Source organism: Corynebacterium sp. c8Ua_99 (genome assembly GCF_039907185.1).
Lineage (GTDB): Bacteria > Actinomycetota > Actinomycetes > Mycobacteriales > Mycobacteriaceae > Corynebacterium > Corynebacterium jeikeium_D.
In genome coordinates this window covers 54,225-74,376 of the sequence record NZ_JASBOG010000009.1, presented here as the reverse complement: position 1 = coordinate 74,376, position 20,152 = coordinate 54,225, and the positions used below count along the sequence as shown (strand labels likewise).

17 protein-coding genes are annotated in these 20,152 nt (G+C 58.6%); 4 read left to right on the top strand and 13 right to left on the bottom strand.

Features of this window, described 5'->3' with window-relative positions:
* Positions 1-42: 42 nt before the first annotated feature.
* Genes aroA through QKE19_RS06810 form a run of 3 tightly spaced genes read left to right on the top strand, consistent with a single transcriptional unit; the run spans position 43 to position 3,942 of the window.
* Positions 43-1,521, top strand: a complete 1,479-nt coding sequence (gene aroA / locus QKE19_RS06820) for a 3-phosphoshikimate 1-carboxyvinyltransferase (protein ID WP_065428883.1) — start codon at positions 43-45, stop codon at positions 1,519-1,521.
* Between the two features lie 2 nt (positions 1,522-1,523).
* Positions 1,524-2,570 carry a ribosome small subunit-dependent GTPase A gene (gene rsgA, locus QKE19_RS06815; RefSeq protein WP_016422217.1) on the top strand — a complete coding sequence of 349 codons (1,047 nt, stop codon included), beginning with the start codon at positions 1,524-1,526 and terminating at the stop codon, positions 2,568-2,570.
* Positions 2,557-3,942 carry a chloride channel protein gene (locus QKE19_RS06810; RefSeq protein ID WP_147765865.1) on the top strand — a complete coding sequence of 462 codons (1,386 nt, stop codon included), beginning with the start codon at positions 2,557-2,559 and terminating at the stop codon, positions 3,940-3,942. Before rsgA ends, QKE19_RS06810 begins: the two co-directional genes overlap by 14 nt.
* Here QKE19_RS06810 and QKE19_RS06805 read toward each other — a convergent pair.
* From QKE19_RS06805 to QKE19_RS06790, 4 genes are all read right to left on the bottom strand, one after another.
* The gene (locus QKE19_RS06805) at positions 3,939-5,279 is read right to left on the bottom strand and encodes an acyl-CoA desaturase (protein WP_070595965.1); all 1,341 of its coding nucleotides are present in this window, start codon (positions 5,277-5,279) and stop codon (positions 3,939-3,941) included. The genes QKE19_RS06810 and QKE19_RS06805 overlap by 4 nt on opposite strands.
* 69 nt (positions 5,280-5,348) lie before the next feature.
* On the bottom strand, positions 5,349-6,413 hold the full coding sequence (locus QKE19_RS06800) for an iron-sulfur cluster-binding domain-containing protein (protein ID WP_070595964.1): 1,065 nt from the start codon (positions 6,411-6,413) through the stop codon (positions 5,349-5,351).
* Positions 6,414-6,742: 329 nt separating this feature from the next.
* Positions 6,743-7,234: a hypothetical protein gene (locus QKE19_RS06795; protein WP_347890667.1), complete on the bottom strand. Its 492-nt coding sequence runs from the start codon at positions 7,232-7,234 to the stop codon at positions 6,743-6,745.
* A complete protein-coding gene (locus QKE19_RS06790; RefSeq protein ID WP_038627918.1) occupies positions 7,234-7,644 on the bottom strand; it encodes an HAD-IA family hydrolase in 411 nt (136 codons plus the stop codon). The genes QKE19_RS06795 and QKE19_RS06790 overlap by 1 nt, the downstream gene beginning before the upstream one ends.
* 287 nt (positions 7,645-7,931) lie before the next feature.
* Here QKE19_RS06790 and QKE19_RS06785 point away from each other — a divergent pair, with 287 nt between their 5' ends.
* Complete coding sequence (locus QKE19_RS06785; protein ID WP_049172812.1) at positions 7,932-8,555, top strand: hypothetical protein; 624 nt, start codon at positions 7,932-7,934, stop codon at positions 8,553-8,555.
* Positions 8,556-8,558: 3 nt separating this feature from the next.
* Here the strand turns inward: QKE19_RS06785 and secA are convergent, their stop codons facing one another.
* The 9 genes from secA to QKE19_RS06740 all read right to left on the bottom strand — a co-directional run bounded on the left by secA (position 8,559) and on the right by QKE19_RS06740 (position 19,890).
* The gene (gene secA / locus QKE19_RS06780) at positions 8,559-11,261 is read right to left on the bottom strand and encodes a preprotein translocase subunit SecA (protein WP_049193304.1); all 2,703 of its coding nucleotides are present in this window, start codon (positions 11,259-11,261) and stop codon (positions 8,559-8,561) included.
* Between the two features lie 161 nt (positions 11,262-11,422).
* Positions 11,423-12,082 carry a ribosome-associated translation inhibitor RaiA gene (gene raiA, locus QKE19_RS06775; RefSeq protein ID WP_016422210.1) on the bottom strand — a complete coding sequence of 220 codons (660 nt, stop codon included), beginning with the start codon at positions 12,080-12,082 and terminating at the stop codon, positions 11,423-11,425.
* A 162-nt stretch (positions 12,083-12,244) separates the two neighbouring features.
* A complete protein-coding gene (locus tag QKE19_RS06770; RefSeq protein WP_141737802.1) occupies positions 12,245-12,502 on the bottom strand; it encodes a hypothetical protein in 258 nt (85 codons plus the stop codon).
* 493 nt (positions 12,503-12,995) lie between these two features.
* Positions 12,996-14,837 (bottom strand): LpqB family beta-propeller domain-containing protein, encoded by a 1,842-nt coding sequence (locus QKE19_RS06765; protein WP_347890665.1) that lies wholly within the window; start codon positions 14,835-14,837, stop codon positions 12,996-12,998.
* A complete protein-coding gene (gene mtrB / locus QKE19_RS06760; RefSeq protein WP_049172804.1) occupies positions 14,838-16,511 on the bottom strand; it encodes an MtrAB system histidine kinase MtrB in 1,674 nt (557 codons plus the stop codon). It lies immediately after the preceding gene.
* Positions 16,512-16,589: 78 nt separating this feature from the next.
* Entirely contained in the window at positions 16,590-17,264 is a 675-nt protein-coding gene (gene mtrA, locus QKE19_RS06755; RefSeq protein WP_016422206.1) for an MtrAB system response regulator MtrA, read from the bottom strand.
* 54 nt (positions 17,265-17,318) lie between these two features.
* Positions 17,319-17,948, bottom strand: coding sequence for a dTMP kinase (locus QKE19_RS06750; protein ID WP_284847196.1), 630 nt, complete (start codon positions 17,946-17,948; stop codon positions 17,319-17,321).
* Positions 17,949-17,993: 45 nt separating this feature from the next.
* Positions 17,994-19,448, bottom strand: coding sequence for an adenosylhomocysteinase (ahcY, locus tag QKE19_RS06745; protein WP_049172800.1), 1,455 nt, complete (start codon positions 19,446-19,448; stop codon positions 17,994-17,996).
* A 67-nt stretch (positions 19,449-19,515) separates the two neighbouring features.
* Entirely contained in the window at positions 19,516-19,890 is a 375-nt protein-coding gene (locus QKE19_RS06740) for a DUF4259 domain-containing protein (RefSeq protein WP_049191146.1), read from the bottom strand.
* Positions 19,891-20,152: the final 262 nt, after the last annotated feature.

Genomic DNA, 20,152 nt, shown 5'->3' with positions numbered 1-20,152 from the left:
TCTAGTCGAGGTATGGAGTGAAAGTGTTCCATAATTGGTTGTGTGTGTTCCCAAAATCAGAATTGGTCCGCCCCTACTGTAAGTGTCGACGGTGCCGAGGCCGGTCGACAGCCTTTTAGTGCCACGGTGCAGATTGCCGGCTCGAAGTCGATTACGAACCGTGCCCTTGTCATCGCGGCGATATCTTCGACACCATCGGTTATCCATGGTGCTCTGCGCTCTCGCGATACCGATCTTATGATTCGCGCACTGCAGGCTCTGGGAACTGACATCAGTGCCGACTCGACATATTCGGGTGCCCCGAACCACACGCTCCGCGTCACTCCACGCATGCTTCGCGGTGGTGTCGTGGAATGTGGTCTCGCAGGTACGGTTATGCGCTTCGTGCCACCTATCGCAGCTCTTGCGCAGGGGTCGGTGTTCTTCGAAGGCGACGTAGAAGCCAAGGCTCGCCCGATGTCGGCCGTGCTGGATGCCCTGCGCAGCCTCGGTGTGAACATCGCGGGCAATGGGCTTCCCTTCACGGTCAATCCGCAGGGTCCGAATCAGGGCAACCGCCTCGGTGACTCGGTCCAGGAGCAGGATCTGCCGGACATCGGCGGCGAAGTGGAAATTGACGCTTCGGCTTCGAGCCAGTTCGTCTCTGGCCTGTTGCTGTCAGCACCGCGCTACGGCCGTGGCCTGGTACTTCGCCCGACCGGTGAGATTCCTTCCCGCCCGCACATTGACATGACCCTGGACATGCTTCGCGAGGCCGGTGTGCAGGTCGAGGAGACCACGGCCGACACACCTGAGGGACCACGCACAACGTTCACCATTCACCCGACCGAAATGATGGGTCGTACTTGGCAGGTCGAGCCTGATCTGTCCAACGCCGCCGCCTTCCTGGCCGCTGCGGCTGTCACTGGTGGCAGCGTCACCGTGCCCGACTGGCCAGAGCACACCACGCAGCCGGGCGACCGCATCCGCGAGATCCTCACCGCTATGGGCGCTACCGTGACGTTCAACCGTCACGAGAGTGGCCGCACCAGCCTCACCGTCGTGGGCCCAAAGCCGTCCGAGCTGCGCGGAATCACGCTGGACATGTCCGAGATTGGCGAGCTGACCCCCACCGTCGCGGCCATCGCCGCCTTGGCCACTACCCGCACCGAGCTGACGGGTATCGCACACCTGCGCGGTCACGAGACCAACCGTCTCGCCGCGCTCACCACGGAAATCAACCGTCTCGGCGGTCGCGCCACCGAGCTTGACGACGGCATTGCGATCGACCCCGTTCCGCTCCACGGTGGCCTCTGGCACAGCTACGCCGACCATCGAATGGCCACCGCTGGTGCCATTGTTGGCCTGCGCACGGAGGGCGTGGAAGTCGAAAATATCGGTACCACTGCTAAGACCATGCCTGGATTCGACCTGCGCTGGCTGGAGATGCTCGGACTGGCCTCCCCCAGCCCTAGTTCGTTGGAAAAGTCAGTCGAAGCTCGACTTGATGGTGTGGACAACGGAACCGAGGCAGGGAAATAACAGTGGCGGCACGCAGGCGTGGACGGCAATGGGACGAGTCCGATGTACGCATCCGCCCCGGTAAAGGGTCGCGACCACGGACGAAGGATCGCCCCCGCCACGCCGATGCCCACTGGGGCATGGTGGTGACCAAGGATCGTGGTCGTTGGGGTGTAGTCCTCGATAACAACCCTGATGTTGCAGTGACATGCATGCGTGCCCGCGAGCTCGGCCGCACCAATATCGTTGTCGGTGACCGTGTCGGTGTCGTAGGCGATGTCAGCGGCCGTGCGGGCACACTGGCCCGCATCGTCAAGCTGGCAGAGCGCAGCACGGTTTTGCGTCGCACCGCCGATGACAATGACCCGTATGAGCGCATCGTCGTGGCCAATGCCAGCCTGCTGCTCATTGTGTGCGCAGTCGCCGATCCTGAACCTCGCACCGGTTTTGTCGAACGCGCGCTGGTCGCGGCCTACGCCGGCGGTGTCCGCCCCGTGCTCTGTCTGACTAAATCCGATCTGGCCGACCCAGAGGAATTTGCCGGGGAGTTCTCGGCACTCGGAGTGGATGTCGTTGTCTGCGGTATTAATGATGACTTGGCTCCCTTGTCAGAGCTCATCGATGTCCCCGGACGAGTGACAGCTTTGGTTGGGCATTCCGGTGTGGGGAAATCAACCCTTGTCAACCGGATTGTTCCTGAAGCCAACCGTGAGACTGGCGAAGTCAGCGGTGTGGGTAAGGGCCGCCATACCTCCACACAGTCGGTGGCGCTGATGCTGCCGTCGGAAAGCGAAGACAGCGCGACGTCGTGGATCATTGACACCCCGGGCATTCGTTCCTTTGGTCTAGCCCATGTGACACCGGAGACGCTGCTGGCGGCGTTTCCAGATATCCAGGCAGCGACAGATGAATGCCCACGTGGTTGCACCCATTTGGGGCCGCCCGCGGATCCAGAGTGCGCCCTCGACAAGCTGGAGGGAGTTCAGCACCGTCGAGCGATGGCCGTGCGTCGCCTGTTGAGCGCCATCAGCGACAACGAGGACTGGGAGCTGGACATTGAAAGAGACTAGCCACACCGATTCTGTGGAGACGCCCTCTGAAGCCGCGGCTGGTGCTGAGTCGGACAAAGCGGGCTCCGGACTCTACCCCGCTCCCGGCAGTTGGATTCGGCTGTGCATCTACACGCTTATCGTGGGTCTTGCGACGGGGCTCGGAGCTGCCGGGCTCGCGCTGATCATGCACGGCATCGAGTACGCGGTCTACGGGCAGCACGAGGGTGACGTAGCGGTCGTAACCGATGGCACCACTGGTTTACAGCGCTTTGTCGGAATTGTGTTGGCGGGGCTGATTGCAGGACCAATCTGGGCAGCGCTGCGCACAAAGGCCACGCCCATTGAGAGCGTTGAGGCAGGCATGAACGGTCGACTCATGCCGGTGTGGTCAACTCTTGTCAATGTGTTTTTGCAGATGGCGACCGTCGCTGCAGGTGCATCCATGGGACGCGAGAATGCCCCGCGTGAGCTCGGTGCGATGGTGGCTTCACAGATGTCGCATCGACTGCGCATCGATCCGCTACACCGCCGTATTCTGGTCGCAGCAGCAGCCGGTGCCGGCCTGGGGGCGATTTATCACATCCCGTTGGCTGGAGCGGTTTTCTCGTTGGAGATTCTGCTGGGCTCACTGAGCATTACCGCGGTGATGGTGGTGCTGGCGTGTTCAGCCATCGCCACGGTGACGTCGGGCATCGTGGTCGGCAGTAGCCCGCTCTACAGCCCAATAAATCTCTCGGACGGCTGGGGCAACCTCGGGGCAGCACTGCTCATCGGTGTTATCTGCGGTGCCATCGGCTACGCATTTCGCATTCTCAGCTCGCGGATGTCGGACACAGCACCGACTGGCTGGCATTCTGCCTGGGCCATCCCCCTCGCATTCACACTGGTTGGTGTGATTTCACTGTGGGTTCCAGAAGTGTTGGGCAATGGCCGTATCGCTGCGACCACAGTTCTCATGGATCGCCCGCTGCTGGGTTTTGCAGTCATCCTGCTGATTGCGAAAGCTGTCGCGGTTCTCGTTACTTTCCGTTCGGGGGCCGTCGGTGGGCTCTTGACTCCCGGCTTTGCCCTTGGCGCGCTCAGCGGTTTCATCGTCGGCTGCTTCGTACAGCCATTGATGCCCTCAGTTCCGCTGAGCGACTTTGCGATTCTCGGCGCGGCGGCCTTCCTGTCGGCGTCCATGGCAGCTCCACTTTTCGCACTGATCGTGACAGTGGAGTTTACCGGCCAGAATTCCTCGGCTTACTTAGCGCTCTTCCTCGCTGGTGCAACTGCGACGCTGACCGTGACCATGATTCGCGCCTGGCTGCGGCTGCCCCACAAGCAATCAATGCCATGGAACCGCGAACCGGCAGTCGCGGCTGCGGTCCGCAAGCGGGTCGAGGACTAACCGCGCGCAGCAGTGTGCGTCGAGCGACCTGTGTAGGCCCGGACAATTTCCCGGACACCTGGGCGAAGACGGCGGAGCATTCGCAGGCCCGTCGCTAAGCCCTTGCGTTGCGGGGAACTGGACTGGAGCTCCGCTTCAACCTGCGGATATTTCTTGAACGCCGCCTCCGAACGTACCTCTGGGGCGTTGTCCGGGTCAGCGACTAAGAAGCGATCCGGCAGCGACAACTTCAGCAGCGTGCGCTGGACCTGGAAGAACTGCTTCGGGAACGACCCCGTGTTGTATGGCAGGTCGTATTCCCGGCAGATCTGCTGAACCTGCTTCGAAATCTGCGCGAGCCTGTTGGATGGCATGTCCGGGAACAGGTGGTGCTCAATCTGGTAATTCAGATTTCCCGAGAGCACCGACAGCGCCAGCCCACCGTGGAAGTTCGCCGAGCCCAGCATTTGGCGCAAATACCACTCGCTCTTGTCCTCGGTGTTGTACTGCTCCTTGGTGAAAGTCTCGGCATCATCCGGGAAGTGTCCGCAGAAGATGACGGCGTAGGCCCACAGATTACGGGCTAGGTTGGCCATCATGTTCGCAAACGCCACTTCGCGGTAACGCGAACCCGCCATCGCGGGGAAGAGAACGTAGTCTTTGAGCACCTGGCGCCCCGACTTGTTGAGCACCTCCATGAGCTGCGGTCGGGCCTCATCCCAGGATTTCTTACCTGCGAACACGCGCCCGAGCTCGACGTCGTAGAAGGCCACTGCCCATTGGAAAAGGCTGGCCAACACCACGTTTGTCACCGGCTGCAGCAGCGTCGATGGCTTCCAACGGCGGTCACGAGTCACCCGGAGAATGCCGTATCCCACATCGTTGTCCATACCGAGCACGTTGGTGTACTTGTGGTGGACAAAGTTGTGGGAGTGCTTCCACCCGCTGGATGGGCAGGAATTGTCCCACTCCCAGGTGGCCGAGTGAATCTCGGGGTCATTCATCCAGTCCCACTGACCGTGCATGGTGTTGTGTCCGATTTCGAGGTTTTCCAAAATCTTTGCCAGCCCCAGCGCTGAGGCACCCGCCCATTTGAAACCCCAGTGCGCGGTGTTCTTCCACGACTTCGGCAGCATCCCTAATTTGTTTAAGGCCATGCCTGCCGTCGGCACCATCAGCAGACCTCGACCAGTCACCTCAAGGGTGCGCTGAATGCGGATGAGCGTGCGGATGTAGCGAGCATCCTTCTGTCCCAGCGAATCGCGGTGTTGCTTTTCGATTTCCTCAAACCGACGCCCAATCTCTGCGACGTCTTCTTCGCTCAAGTGCGCATACGATGCGATATCGGAAATTGCCATGGGAAGGGTCCCAACTCCTTTAGGTAGTTTCTCCTGGTTAATGCAGGTTGAGATAGATGTGGGGCGAACTTACAGTTCGATACGCGCGTGCCCCGCCGGCGCACAGACGCACGTTCGGACCCGCTCCCCCGCCACAAACGTCGCACCGGTGCGGATGTCCCGTGCTGCGCCGTCGGAGAGCTGCTGCACACACGTCGCACAAATTCCCATCCGACAGCCGTACGGCAGGTCAACCCCGACGCTCTCTGCCGCCTCCAGGATGGTGGTTGCACCGTCTACGCCGATATCGCCTCGGCTGCCGAAACTCACCGTGCCGCCGATCTCCCCCGCCGCCGAGCGGTCAACGGTGAAACGTTCCGTCCGCAGCCCGGGAAACTCCGGCTCAAGGTTTTTCAGCAGTTCAACCGGACCACAGGCATAGGCGCTTGCCGACGATGCCAGCGCTCCAAAGTCAGCAATGATGTCGGTAACCGCCGCAGCGTCAATCCGCGGCTGCGTCTCCGTATTCCGGGCATGCAGGCGATACTTCAACGCGCTAGTAGCACTGCGCTGTTCCAGCTCGCGAAGCTCATTGACAAACACAGCTTCTGCCTCGCCGCGGTAGGAGTGAATGTGCTCGACTTCCACTGAGGCATTGCGAGCTGAAAGATCACGCAGCATGGAAATCACCGGAGTTACGCCGGAGCCTGCGGTAACAAACGCAATGCGGGCTGGGAGCGGCTCCGGAAGATGGAAATCCCCAGCCGGGGCAGCCAGGCGGACGACAGTACCCGGCTTGACATTGGCGACGAGGTGTTGGGACACGTAGCCGTCGTTGAGCGCACGGATGTTGATAGTCAGCAGCCCGTCATGAGGCCGCGGCGCATTTGTCAGCGAGTAGGAACGCCACAGGTATTTCCCCTTGACCTCTACGCCAAGTCCGATGAACTGGCCTGGCTTGAAGTCTGTTGGCATCCCCCAACCCGGACGGATTATCAACTCTGCTGAAGTAGGAGATGTGGGATTGATGGCCTCAATCTGACCGCGCAGCTCGCGACTTGACCACAGCGGATTTAGCAAATGCGTGTAATCATCGGGCAAAAGTGGCGTGGATAAATGCTTGAATACCCGGGAAACTTTGGTCTTAAGCCCCATTTTTGGCCCTCCTGACTGTCACGGGCGAACAAGTAATAACGCTGTTCATCAGTAGGCATGCCCCACCCGATTCATTATTACGTGTCCGTAGGTTACTTAGACGTAGACTACGGAGCGGTAAGTTATTGGTCAAGAGAAACAAATGATTTTGACACAAATAGCGAAATTGTCATTACCCCCACTCCCGTGCGAAACACCCCCTTTGACATGGAGCTTATCCACACAAAACAATCCCGTCTTTTATACCCCCACTGAAAACACTTGTGCCATACAAAAAAGGGGCTGGGTTCCTAAACCCAGTCCCCTTCTTTAACGCCGAGCACGCGCTACTACAGGAAGTCGACCACCATGCCGAGCTCAGCTACGTCGTACCACGCCAGCGGGATCTCCAGCGCATCGCCGACAGTGAGCTCCGCATCCTCGTCACCGAGATCTGCCTTATCGACGGCATCAATCGCAGCCTCAACCTTGCTTTCCGCCTCTTCCACATCAATGTGGAGAGCTGCAACGTCGGCAAGCGAAATTGGGCCGCCGACCTTAACCACAGCATCTCCCATATCCGACTGCGGCTCCGCCTCCACATCAACGGAAATGACCACTCGACGGTGCGGGAACTTCTCTTCTGCGGCATCGAGCAGACGGAGCGACGCACGCGCAGCCTCATCAAAGGCTACGTCTGCCAGTTCCTCATCATCGCCCTCAGCAAAGAAATCGCGCAGCGCTTCAGTGACAGCAAAGCCCCAACCACCGCGGGCGTGGAAGAGCTCATCCTCCTTAAGCGCCTCAAGCATGGAGAAAGTCGCTGGGATATAGACGCGCATTAGAACTCGCCCTCGAGACCCAGCAGACCGGCAATCTCGACCACTGCGCGGTCGAACTGCTGATAGAAGACTCCCACCATGCCGTTAGAGACGGCCGCATGGATGTTCTCAATCGAATCATCTACCAACACGCAGTCCCGTGCCGGCAGTTCAATAGCCGCAGCGGCTGCATTAAAAGCCTCTGCCGAAGGCTTCTCATGGCCAATTTCACCAGAGAGCACAACTGCGTCTACCAGGCCCTCATCTTCGAGCTTGCGAATCGGATCCGCCGATGGGCCACCTGGGTCATTCGACAGGACTGCCAGGCCAACACCATTTGCACGCGCCTCTACCAGCAAATTACGCCAACGTGCCTGGTCTTCATCCGTGCCGTCAAGGACACCACAGTAATCGATAATCATTCCGCGCATGGCCTGTAGTTTATCGCATGACCTGCACGTTTGCCTTTTTTCCAGTTCAGCGTGTTAATTGGCTGTTCGTTACGCCCATTTGTAGACGACCAGAACGGCCTTGACGGAAACCGATAGGACCATTAACAGCGAAACACTCAGCCCATTTCGCGACTGCGCCTTCTCCACAATCCCCCCACGCCGGCCGTGAATTCCCCTTCACAAGCTGCACACTTAAAGCACTTGTAGGACAATGGTCTTCAGCAAGGGGGAACTTGCCAATGGAGAGTTTTTAGGGGGATTAATCCATGGCACCAACGTCTCACGTACCAAAATCTCAGACACCGATGCCTTACGCGCTGTCGCACGCCGCTGAGCACCGCTCCAGTGGCAGGGAATCCATTGAACCGGCAACGGGCTTTTCGCTTCTCCACACAATTCAACTCGGCCAGTCAGCTAATGCCGCCGCCTCTCAAACCGCAAAAGTGGCACCGACCTACAGCGGATGCTCGGCTGCCACCGGAGCCGCTGTCATGACGGCATTACCGCCCGTCGCGGCCGCTCCTGCTGCAAAAAAGACGCCGCAAACACCGCACGTCGTCCAGCACTGTGAACAGAATCTGAGACAGGAGCTTGGCACGATTACTCGCCGCGTCTTCGACATCATCGCGGGTCGCAGGCGAGTCAACGATCTACGTCGCATCAATATCGACCCGATTATTCACGCTGCGATACTCACGCTGTCGAAAAACACCAGCCTCAAGGGTGTCGCGTTGCAATCCTTTCACGCCAGCGCTTCCGCGGACGGCAAGAAGGTCGAGTTCCTGGGTAGTTGCCGTGTCGGTCCGCGCGTTCGCGCGTTCACGGGCACTTTCCGCCGCGGAACAGCAAAAACGCGGCCATGGACCATGACCGCGTTTCGGGTGCTTTAGTGCTTAGCGACGGCGCTTGCGAGCCGCCTTCCGACGCTGCGCTCGGTTGCCCTCAGACTCTTGATCCACGCGCTGCTGCTCTGCACTGCCGTCCTCGCTGGGGCCGGAGTAAGTCATCTGCTGATTTTGCTCAGCAGCTTCCGTTGGCAGAGCTGGAGCCTGGTTCTCCTGCCCCTCGGCGTTTTCCACTGCGGGCATAACCTGCTTACGGATCAGGAACAACTGACGAACCGATTCTTCCTTGATGCCGTCCATCATCGCGGTGAACATGTCGTAGCCCTCACGCTGGTACTCCACCAGCGGGTCAGCCTGGGCCATGGCGCGCAAGCCAATGCCCTCCTTGAGGTAGTCCATCTCGTAGAGGTGCTCGCGCCACTTCTGGTCCATGACGTTCAGGATGGTGAAGCGCTCGATGTTGCGCATCTGGTCGTCGCCGCCAATTGCGGAGACCGCATCCTCAAGCTGGTCGTAGCTGGCCGAGATGTCCGTGTGCAGAGCCTTGGACAGCTCATCGGCCGAGAGGTCACCTGGGGTACCGAAGTCAGAGCCATCAATAAGCTCTTGCGCCGTAAACGTCGGGCTGTAGAGCTGCTCAAGGGCATTCCACAGCTCGTCGAGGTCCCAATCCTCCACGTAACCGTCAGCGGTGGCACCGTTGACATACGCATCGACGACGTCGTCCTGCATGTCACGGACCTGAGTCTTCAAATCCTCACCTTCGAGGATGCGACGGCGCTCAGCGTAGATGACCTTACGCTGCTGGTTCATAACCTCGTCATACTTCAGAACATTCTTACGGATTTCGAAGTTCTGGCTTTCCACCTGAGCCTGAACGCTCTTAATGGAGTTGGAAACAACCTTGGAGTCAATAGGAACGTCATCCGGGACATTCAGAGTGTTCATCAGCGCTTCCATGCGCTGACCGTTGAAGCGAACCATGAGATCATCGCGCATGGACAGGTAAAAGCGGGTAACGCCCGGGTCACCCTGACGACCGGTACGACCACGCAACTGGTTGTCAATGCGGCGTGACTCATGACGCTCAGTACCCAGGACGTAGAGGCCACCGGCCTCACGTACCTTGTCAGCTTCTTCCTTCGACTGCTGACGAACACGCTCAATCTCAGCGTCCCACGCCTCTTCGTACTCTTCCGGAGTTTCCACCGGGTCCAGACCACGAGAGCGCAGATTCAGGTCAGCGATAATGTCCGGGTTACCGCCCAGCACGATGTCAGTACCACGACCGGCCATGTTAGTTGCCACGGTAACGCCTCCGAGACGACCCGCCACTGCGACAATCTCAGCTTCCTTCTCGTGGTGCTTAGCGTTCAGCACAGAGTGAGGAATACCTTCGCGCTGCAGGAGCTTGGAAAGGTACTCGGATTTCTCGACTGACGTCGTACCAACGAGAACTGGCTGCCCCTTTTCATGGCATTCGCGGATGTCTTCGACAACAGCGGCGAACTTTGCCTCCTGCGTCTTGTAAATCAGGTCGGGCAGATCCTCACGCTGCTTCGGGCGATTCGGCGGAATCGCCATGACATTCAGCTTGTAAATCTGGTGTAGCTCAGCCGCTTCGGTCTCAGCCGTACCGGTCATACCGGACAGCTTGTCGTAGAGGCGGAAGTAGTTCTGGAGCGTAACGGTTGCCAGCGTCTGGTTCTCGTTTTTAATCTCCACCCCTTCCTTGGCCTCAATTGCCTGGTGCATGCCCTCGTTATAGCGACGGCCTGCCAGCACGCGACCGGTGAACTCATCAACGATGAGAATCTCACCATTACGGATAATGTAATCCTTGTCGCGGGTGAACAGCTCCTTGGCCTTCAGGGCATTGTTCAGGTAACTGACCAGCGAAGAGTTTTCCGGAGCATACAGGTTGGCAATACCCAGCTGATCCTCAACGAATTCAACACCCTCTTCACGAATACCGATGGTGCGCTTACGCTCATCGACTTCGTAGTGAATATCGCGCTTCATACGCGGCACGATCTTGGAAAACGCCAGGTACCAGTGCGGATCGCCATCTGCCGGACCGGAAATAATTAACGGGGTACGGGCCTCGTCAATCAGAATCGAGTCAACCTCATCGACGATGGCGAAGTGGTGCCCACGCTGCACCAAATCGTCGAGCGAATGCGCCATGTTATCGCGCAGGTAGTCAAAGCCGAACTCGTTGTTCGTACCGTAGGTGATGTCGGCAGCATAGGCCTTGCGGCGCTGGTCCGGACTGAGCTCAGAGAGAATCACGGAAGTCTCAAGCCCCAGGAAGCGGTGGACTCGACCCATCCACTCCGCGTCACGCTTAGCCAGGTAGTCATTAACCGTAACGACATGAACACCCTTGCCTGCCAACGCATTGAGGTATGCGGGCAGCACACAGGTCAGGGTCTTACCTTCACCAGTACCCATCTCGGCAACGTTGCCGAAGTGCAGTGCCGCACCGCCCATAACCTGGACGCGGTAGTGCTTCTGCCCCAGCACGCGCCAGGATGCCTCGCGCGCCGTGGCGAAAGCATCCAGCAGCAAATCGTCTACATCGGCACCGTCAGCCAGCTGCTTCTTAAACTCCTCGGTCTTGGCACGGAGTTCATCGTCTGAAAGAGCTGCGTACTCGTCTTCCTTGGCGATGACCTGATCTGCAATATTGCCAAGCCTCTTGACAGCGCGGCCTTCACCAATGCGGAGCAACTTGCTGAGCGAAAACACTAAATTGGGACCTTTCCGGCCGATTCACGTCGAACTTTAATGTGCAACGGTTGATTATACGACGAACCCGCCTTCCCTTCTAAGAGAAGACGGGCTCATGTGAGCAATTACTTACCAATACACAGCTCTGCGCGGTATTGCGTGCTCTTTTTGGTGAAGACTTACTTCTCGTCTTCGTCTGCCAGCTCAATCAGACCGTAGTCGTATGCGTGACGACGGTAGACCACGGACGGACGAGAGGTTGCCTCGTTAACGAAGAGGTAGAAGTCGTGACCGACGAGCTCCATCTCAGACAAAGCATCTTCCACCGTCATCGGAGTTGCGGAGTGCTGCTTGGTACGCACAACCTGACCCGGGGTCACGTCCTCAACCAGATCCTCGTACGGATCAGCCTTTTCCGGAGCCGCTGCCTCAGCCTCTGCAACCAGCGAAGCAGTTGCCTCGCCGACGGACATCGGTGCACGGTGGCCAGAACGGCTAATCTTGCGGCGAGCCTTCACCTTACGCAGGGAGCGCTCCATCTTGCCCAGAGCAGACTCCAGCGCAGCGTAGAAGCTATCTTCCTTCGCTTCCGCACGAGCCAGGTGTCCCTTGCCAGTAGCGGTGATCTGAATACGGTCAGAGCGGTCTGCACGGCGCGGATTCGGCTCGTGCTGGAGCTCCACGTGGAAGAAGGTCAAAGTCGGGTCGAGGCGCTCAATCTTCGCCAGCTTCGCCTTAACACGATCTGCGAAGTGCTCTGGAACCTCAACATTGCGCCCGGTGATGGTCACCTGAGCGTTCGGGCTGAGTACCTCGTTGTTGTCAGCAGGTGTGGACACTTGCTACCTACCTCCCGGTATGGCCACCGCCCTTCCGTGAGCGGGATTACTCACGGCGTCTACGGTGACGAGTCTTTCTGCACCCCCAGGATACAGTTCCGGGGGTAACCAATGCCACGTTCCCCTCGTTTATTTTTCGCTTGCCGACGACACCCCCTGCGTCTACGCCCGGGCGAGCACCAACACCATGTCGATGCGAATCCCCAATGACGCTGCCACCAACTCGGTTTCCGCTGCAGTGGCACCAGTGGTGGCCACATCATCAACCAGAATTACTGTCGCCTGCGCACAGCGTTGTCGCAGCTTGTCGCTAATTCCGCGCTTGAATTGCGTCAGCGGCACAATGTGGCCAGAAAGATTTCGTCTGCGTTGAGAAGCCCCCAGCTCCGCGGAATCCCGCGTGCGCCCACCAATGCGCACCAGGGGCAATACCGAACTGGAGGGGAGCTGACTGCAAGCAAAGTCGCAGGCAATTGTTACCGGGTCCCCACCCCGTTGTCGACGGGATGACGATCTTGTCGGCGCCGGAATCAAAATGACGGGGGTAATTTCTGGGGGCATTATATGGCCGTCAGAAGCCAGCCTTCGCACCGCAGCGGCGAACACGGCCCCCATGATTCGTCTAGCTTCACCACTGCCACGTTCTTTGGCCGACAAAATGAGATGTCTCCTCGCACCGGAGTACGGACCGCAGGCCCACGCTGCTGCGCGTAACGCAGCCCGCGGTGAAAACCGCACTGGAGGTTGCTGAAGGTCGTCCTTGCAATCGCGACACAGCGTTCCGGAGCGGCCACACACAGGACAGGTTTCCGGTATCACGAGGCCGATTGCATCGCGGGTAACGTCGTAAAGCACGCGCAGAAATTCCTGCGATGACCTCCCCTGCGCCATTAATCCCCTCCCCGATTTGCGCTTATTCCACAGACACCGGAGCCATTCGACCACGCGCACCCGGAACCTGGCGCCAGAACTGCTGCTGCCCCTCGCTGGAGATCAGCTCCATAACACCGGTGGCATCTAATGCGTAACGCTTCGACGAGGTCGCGGTAACCACAGGAATTGGCGGTGTCAGGTTGAGCTTCGGCAGAACAGAGCTGGTCGCACCGTCCGGGAAGGCGCTCCACATCGGGGTGTCCCCGCTGTAACCGCCCACCGTGACCGTTTGATTCGGCGACCACGTCAGCGACACCGGGGAAACGTTTTCAGGGAGCGGCAGAGCACGCGGGTGCGTCAACTTCCACGGTTTATCGTCATGCCTTTCGATGGTGGCGATATAGACTTCACCAGCGATAATCATCGCTACCTGCGTGCCTGAAGAATCGACGCGGAATTCAGAAATACCGGCGCTCGGGCGCCCCGTGCCTGCGCCGCCGTCAAGAAGGTGATTGAGCTCAGAGGTATCAACCTCCTCCTGCTGAATCCGAGATGACGTCGACTGCCGAACCAGGCGTACGACGGTTGTACCGTCCTTCACTGTCCAGACCGCCTCGGCGTCTGGAGACCATGTCGGACGGGTGAGACTCTCGCCAGTCAGCACAGGAACCGGCTGATCTTGTATTCCGCCGAGCATCAATGTGGACTCCCCGAGGTCATACGACCCAGCACGACCATCCACGGCCGAGCGGAACACGGCGGCAATGAGCTCGCTGCCATTGGGGTTGGTGCCCACTGCCGCGGAGAACACCGCGGTGCTGCCGCTGGCGGTCCAGCCGCGTCCCACAGGTGTGGCGTGGCCGTCAGCGATCTCGTAGATACCGCTGCGGTCGACCGTCCGTAACGGTGCGTTATCAGCCGGTAGATGATTCGGGTCGTAGAGCTGGATTGTGTCGGTGTCCTTCGTCCACGGCTCGTCGTGGCTGGCAACTAGTGGTTCGCCGTCGGCCATGAGGATCCACGGACCACGGAAACCTGCCGAATCGAGAGTCCAGATAATCTGCGCCGCGAGCATGACACGCAGTTCCTCGGAAATATCACCCAACCCGGTGATTTCGACCCTGCGACCGTCCGCGTTGGACACAGGTCCTGCCTCCACCGCAATTGAGGCATTGGGCTTGAGCACGGTGGTGACGCCCGGTCGCAGTGGTGCTGATGGGCCGTTCTTCAGCTTCGTCAACAGATTGGTCGCGCCATCGGTGACGCCACGATAGAGCCAACGACGATCTGTGACCAAATGATTACCCGCCGGGTCGAGGAAATAGACATTGCGAGGCACATTGTTTTCCAGGAATGCCTGACGCTCCATGACAACACCGTCGGGCAGCGAGGAAATGCGCCACTGCCCATCCGAACCGAGCTTCATCTCCACGGTTTCCTCATAGTCACCGGACTGGGGCTCATAAGCACCATCAGTACCGAATTGACCAACGCTGCGACCTCGGGCAACGAAGGACTGTCGCGATCCTCCTTCATCCCGCTGGGCGATGAGGTTGACACCGTCGAGAATGCGGGCGCTATCCTGCGGCTTCCAACTGGCCGCTAGTTCCGGGGTCATGAAGGCACGCATAGCTTGAAAATCATCAACCGGATGCGCGGCCGCGGCGAAAAAGTCGCGCAGGACAATGTCTGCATTGACATTCGGACGAGGCTGCGGAACTTCAATACGAACTTGGGGCGGCTCAAACGGACGCAGCACCTGGGGGCTGGTGTTCCGCGGAATGGTGGTACATCCTGCGGCCGTGCCCAAAATGATCACCGAGCTAAGCGCCACTGTCTTACGCAGGACGCGACGAGCCTTCGACTGTTGCTGCGCCGTCATTTAACTATCCTCCTCTCGTGCCTGTTGGGATTCGCTATCGCTAGTCCTCTGCCCCTTACCCTGATCCTGGCTCTTGACTTGCGATGCATTCGATTCCGATTCCAACTCCCGTGCACCAATTTCCTGCTGGTGCGGAATCTGATCAGGCAGCGGGGGAACTTCCAGTCCGAGCGGATGCTCACCGAAGCTCGCATCGGGCTCCAGCGGCACAGTCAGACGGAAACAGCTACCGACCGTCGGCACGCCAAATGCCTCCAGTTCCCCACCATGCAATTGTGCGTCCTCGCGCGCGATTGCCAGGCCAAGTCCGGTGCCGCCGGTGCGTCGGACGCGCGAGGGGTCAGCACGCCAGAAACGGTTAAACACCAGTTCCTGCTGCTCCGGCTTTAGCCCCACACCGTGGTCAACGACCGTAAACGAAACCGCGGAATCGCTCGCCCGCACTGTGACATCCACCGGATTGCCCTCACTGTGGTCAACAGCATTGGCCATAAGATTGCGTAGCACGCGCTCGATACGACGCGAGTCGACTGTTGCCATTACCGGTTCATCGGGCAGATGGAAGCGGATGGGCGTACCGGTCTCCTTAGCCACGACCGTTACCTGCTGATAGGCCGCATCCACGCAGCGACGAACATCGACCTTTTCTGCGGACAGGTCGGCAACGCCGGCATCGTGGCGTGAGATCTCAAGCAGGTCATTGAGAAGCATCTCAAAACGCTCAAGCTCCTCATTCATCAGCTCAGCTGCGCGGCGAGTCGCCGGATCAAGGTCCTCAGCGCCGTCCGCAATAAGATCGGCCGCCATACGCACCGTGGTCAGAGGTGTCCTCAACTCATGCGAAACATCGGAGGTGAACTGTCGCTGCAGACTGCCGTATTCCTCCAGCTGTCTAATCTGCGTCGACAGCGATTCGGCCATCTTGTTAAAGCTCATGGCCAGTCGCGCCATGTCATCTTCACCCTGCACGACCATACGTTCGCGCAAGTGACCGTCGGCAAAGCGCTGAGCAATCTGGGCGGCGGAACGCACTGGTGTCGTCACCTGATTGGAGAAGAACCAAGTAATACCGCCGAGAAGCGCCATGATGATTACTGTCGCACCGGCGAGCAGACCACGAACCAACTTAATAGTCGATTCCTCTGCGGCCATAGAGGTGACCAGATAGAGCTCGAGCCCATCAACCGAAGTAGAAGTGGGGCTACCGATAATTAACGCCGAGTACGTATCGCCGCGGTTATCAGTGACTTGGCGTACCTGATACGCAATTTGCCCTTGTCGGACTACTTCATGCAATCGTTCTGGGACATCAGCCTTAATCGGCGATGAAGCCAACACCGTGCCTCGCGGCACCGGCGCCACGAGCAGTGGTTCATAACTTGTCAGTGGTGCAGCACCGGAACCGGCTGCACGGTTCACAAGAGCATCGCGTCCCACGTTGAGCAGAGCTTGCAGCTCGTTGGACGAAGAGTTCTCAATCGCCCGCTCCACCACTGCGCGAGCACGGTCAATTTCCTCGTCGGCAGCGGTAACCTTTGCGTCGATAAGCCGCTGGGTAACAATAGTCGCCAGCGCGAAACCGAGTACCGCAATCACCATCGCGCTCAGTACCACCACAGAGGTCAGAATGCGCGCTTGGATAGACGTGCGCCAGAGCGTAACCGCCCAGGTCACTCCCCTATTGGTGAAGTCTCGAAGCTTCGTTATTAATCGACGCAAGAATCGGCTCCCACTAAAGCTGACTGGCCTTTTTTAGTCACCCGTCTTGTACCCGACACCGCGGACGGTCAGCACAATCTGGGGGTTTTCCGGATCCAGTTCAATCTTCGAGCGCAGACGCTGAACGTGAACGTTGACCAGACGAGTATCCGAGGTGTGCTGATATCCCCAGACCTTTTCCAACAACTCATCACGGGAAAAGACCTGCTTCGGACGGGATGCAAGAGTGTGCAATAGGTCAAACTCCAACGGGGTCAGAGAAATCTCCTTGCCATCACGGAACACGGCGTGACCGGGCACGTCGATGGTCAAGTCGCCGACCTCGAGAGTCTCACTCGGGCTGTCTTCTTGACGACGCAGCCGAGCGCGCACGCGCGCCACGAGCTCCTTCGGCTTAAAGGGCTTCGTGACATAGTCATCCGCACCGGATTCCAGGCCGAGGACCACATCGACCGTGTCGGTCTTCGCAGTCAACATGATGATCGGCACCGCCGATGTCTCTCGCACAGTGCGACAGACATCGACACCACTCATGCCCGGCAACATGAGATCCAGCAGAATCAAATCTGGGTTCTCCCGCTCTGCTGCCTTGACAGCTTCGAGGCCATCGTCGACTACTACTGTGTCGAAGCCCTCGCGCTCCATCACCATCGTGAGCATTTCGGCGATGGCCGGATCATCATCAACAACCAGGATTTTTGAGCTCATGCGTCATATTCTAAACGTAAAGCTATCTAGTTCTGTAGTTTCCAGTTGAGGTGGCTAGCGCAGGCGTGCACTAATCCATTCCACAAGGCGGTCCGCCCCATCGTCTCCCGTAAGCATCAGCCATGGTGACTGCCACGAGCCCTCCGCGAACTTTTGGTACGCCGCCAGCGTGCGCTCCTGCAAACCCGAGTCCTTTTCGTAGGCATCCCTCGTTCGCTGCACATCAGAGGCTTCCCGCTTGCGTGCGCGGTCGGCTGCCACTCCCACCGACGTGGCCAGACAGACCTGAACGTCGGGAAGCGGAAGTTGGAAATCTCCGAATTCGGTCTTCTCAATCCACCCGACGATCGCCGGATCCTGTGTGCGCGCCAGGGAGTATGCCGCATTGGATGCGACGTAGCGATCGATAATCAGAACATCGTTCTCGCGCGCTGCATCAACAATCGCTTCACGACGTTCTTTGCGGTCCAGAGCGAACAGGAGTGCCATTGCCCAAGCGGAGTCCGCGGTGTCGCCGAGCTGACCGTGCAAGGCTTGATCGGCGAAATCAGCGAAGATTGTCTGCCGGTACGCCGGAAAGGTCATCGAAGAAACGGAGTGTCCTTGACTTCGGAGTTGATTGGTAACAGCTGTGACAAGCGTGTTCTTGCCAGCACCGTCGATTCCTTCGACTGCGATAATCAAATTCTTCTCCTCGCACACATGGCTACGGCCTAGCCTTGGCTAGAACTAGTAGCGGTAGTGCTCTGGCTTATACGGGCCCTCGACGTCAACGCCGATGTATTCGGCCTGTTCCTTGGACAGTCGGGTGAGCTCACCGCCGAGTGCCTCGACGTGAATGCGAGCGACCTTCTCATCCAGAATCTTCGGCAGACGGTGGACAGTGTTGTCGTACTTATCACCGTTGCAGTAGAGCTCAATCTGCGCGATTGTCTGGTCGGCGAAGGAGGTCGACATTACGAAGGACGGGTGTCCGGTGGCATTGCCCAGGTTGAGCAGACGCCCCTCGGAAAGCACAATCAGAGAGCGCTCCTCGCCGTCTGCATGCGGGAAGATGTACTCGGTGACCTGCGGCTTGATTTCCACACGACGGACATCATCGCGGTGGTGCAGGCTGTGCATGTCAATCTCGTTGTCAAAGTGGCCGATGTTGCCCAGCAGCGCGTGGTTCTTCATCTGCTGCATGTGCTCGAAAGTGATGACGTCCTTGTTGCCTGTGGCGGTGATGACAATGTCGACATCTGCGATGACGCTCTCAGTAGCGACGACGTCGAAACCGTCCATCAATGCCTGCAATGCGTTAATCGGGTCGGCCTCGGTGACCTGAACGCGAGCGCCCTGCCCCGCCAGCGCCTCCGCGCAGCCCTTACCCACATCGCCGTAACCGCAAACCAGCACATTCTTGCCGCCAACCAGCATGTCGGTACCGCGGTTAATGCCGTCCAGAAGGCTGTGGCGGGTGCCGTACTTGTTATCGAACTTGGACTTGGTGACGGCATCGTTGACGTTCATGGCCGGGAATGGCAGCACGCCCTGCTCTGCGAAGTGGTAGAGGCGGTGGACACCAGTGGTGGTCTCCTCTGTGACACCCTTGACCGACTTTGCAATTCGGTGCCAACGGCCGGCATCCTTCTCCAAGCTGGCGCGAAGCATGTCCTTGAAGGCAATAAACTCGTCCGAATCCGACTCTTCTGCAGGCGGCACCAGGCCAGCATCCTCGAATTCCATACCCTTAATGACAGCCATGGTGGCGTCGCCGCCGTCGTCCAGAATCATGTTGGCATCTTCATCGCCCCAGTCAAAGATGCGGTCGAGGCACCACCAGTACTCCTCCAGCGTCTCGCCCTTCCAAGCGAAAACCGGAACACCCTGCGGATCCTCCGGAGTGCCGTTTCGCCCAACGACGACAGCCGCAGCGGCCTCATCCTGAGTGGAGAAGATGTTGCACGAGGCCCAGCGGACCTCTGCGCCCAGCGCCGTCAAGGTCTCGATGAGCACTGCGGTTTGAACCGTCATGTGAATGGAGCCGGAAATACGGGCACCGGCCAGTGGCTGCTGCTCTGCGTACTCTTCGCGCAGCGCCATTAGGCCTGGCATCTCGTGTTCAGCCAGACGAATCTGGTGACGACCGGCCTCAGCCAGGGAGAGGTCTGCAACCTTGAAATCAATGTTCTTCGAGGACATGTAACGCTTTCTCTAGATTCTTTGACGTGAGATTCTTCTTAAAGAATCAGTACTGGGGACGCGAGAATTACTCTACCGCTTCGACGCAGTTTTCCAGCGCCGCCTGGTCAGACTCACTGAGTTCCCCCAGAAGACTATCGAACACCTCGGAGGCGATAGCCAACGCATCCTCCTCGCTGCCGTGTGCCTCCGAGATTCCCTCCCGAATGAAGCTGTAGTCCTCCACAATGTCACCGCCGCTAAATGGCGCACCATTCCAAATTGCAATAATCACAGCCGCCGCGAGTGCGCATGCTTTCTCATCGCTACTTTCGGAATCCACCCCAATGCGGCCAGCATCAATCAATGCACCAACGCGATCCTGCGAGTCGAGATCCTGAACCTCATCGAACAGTTCAATGACCGAATCGCTACCAAAAACCTCAGTCTCCCAGATGGACATGATAGTTGGCCACGCTCCTTTCGCGCTTCGAACCAATTGCCAGTTTTCGTCTTCGACGAGCGCTTTCCAAAGAGCGCTTTTCGACGAGCCCACGGTAATCTGGCCGCCGACCTAATAGCTGTCGTCTGCACGCGCCGCTAGCCGGAAAACCGCATGTGGCCTTACCGAAGTTCTACCCGACTTTTCGCCACTTTTACAGTGCGAGAGACTTATTTAATCCCCTCAACACAATTTTCACCCTAGAGAGAAGATAACGGGCATG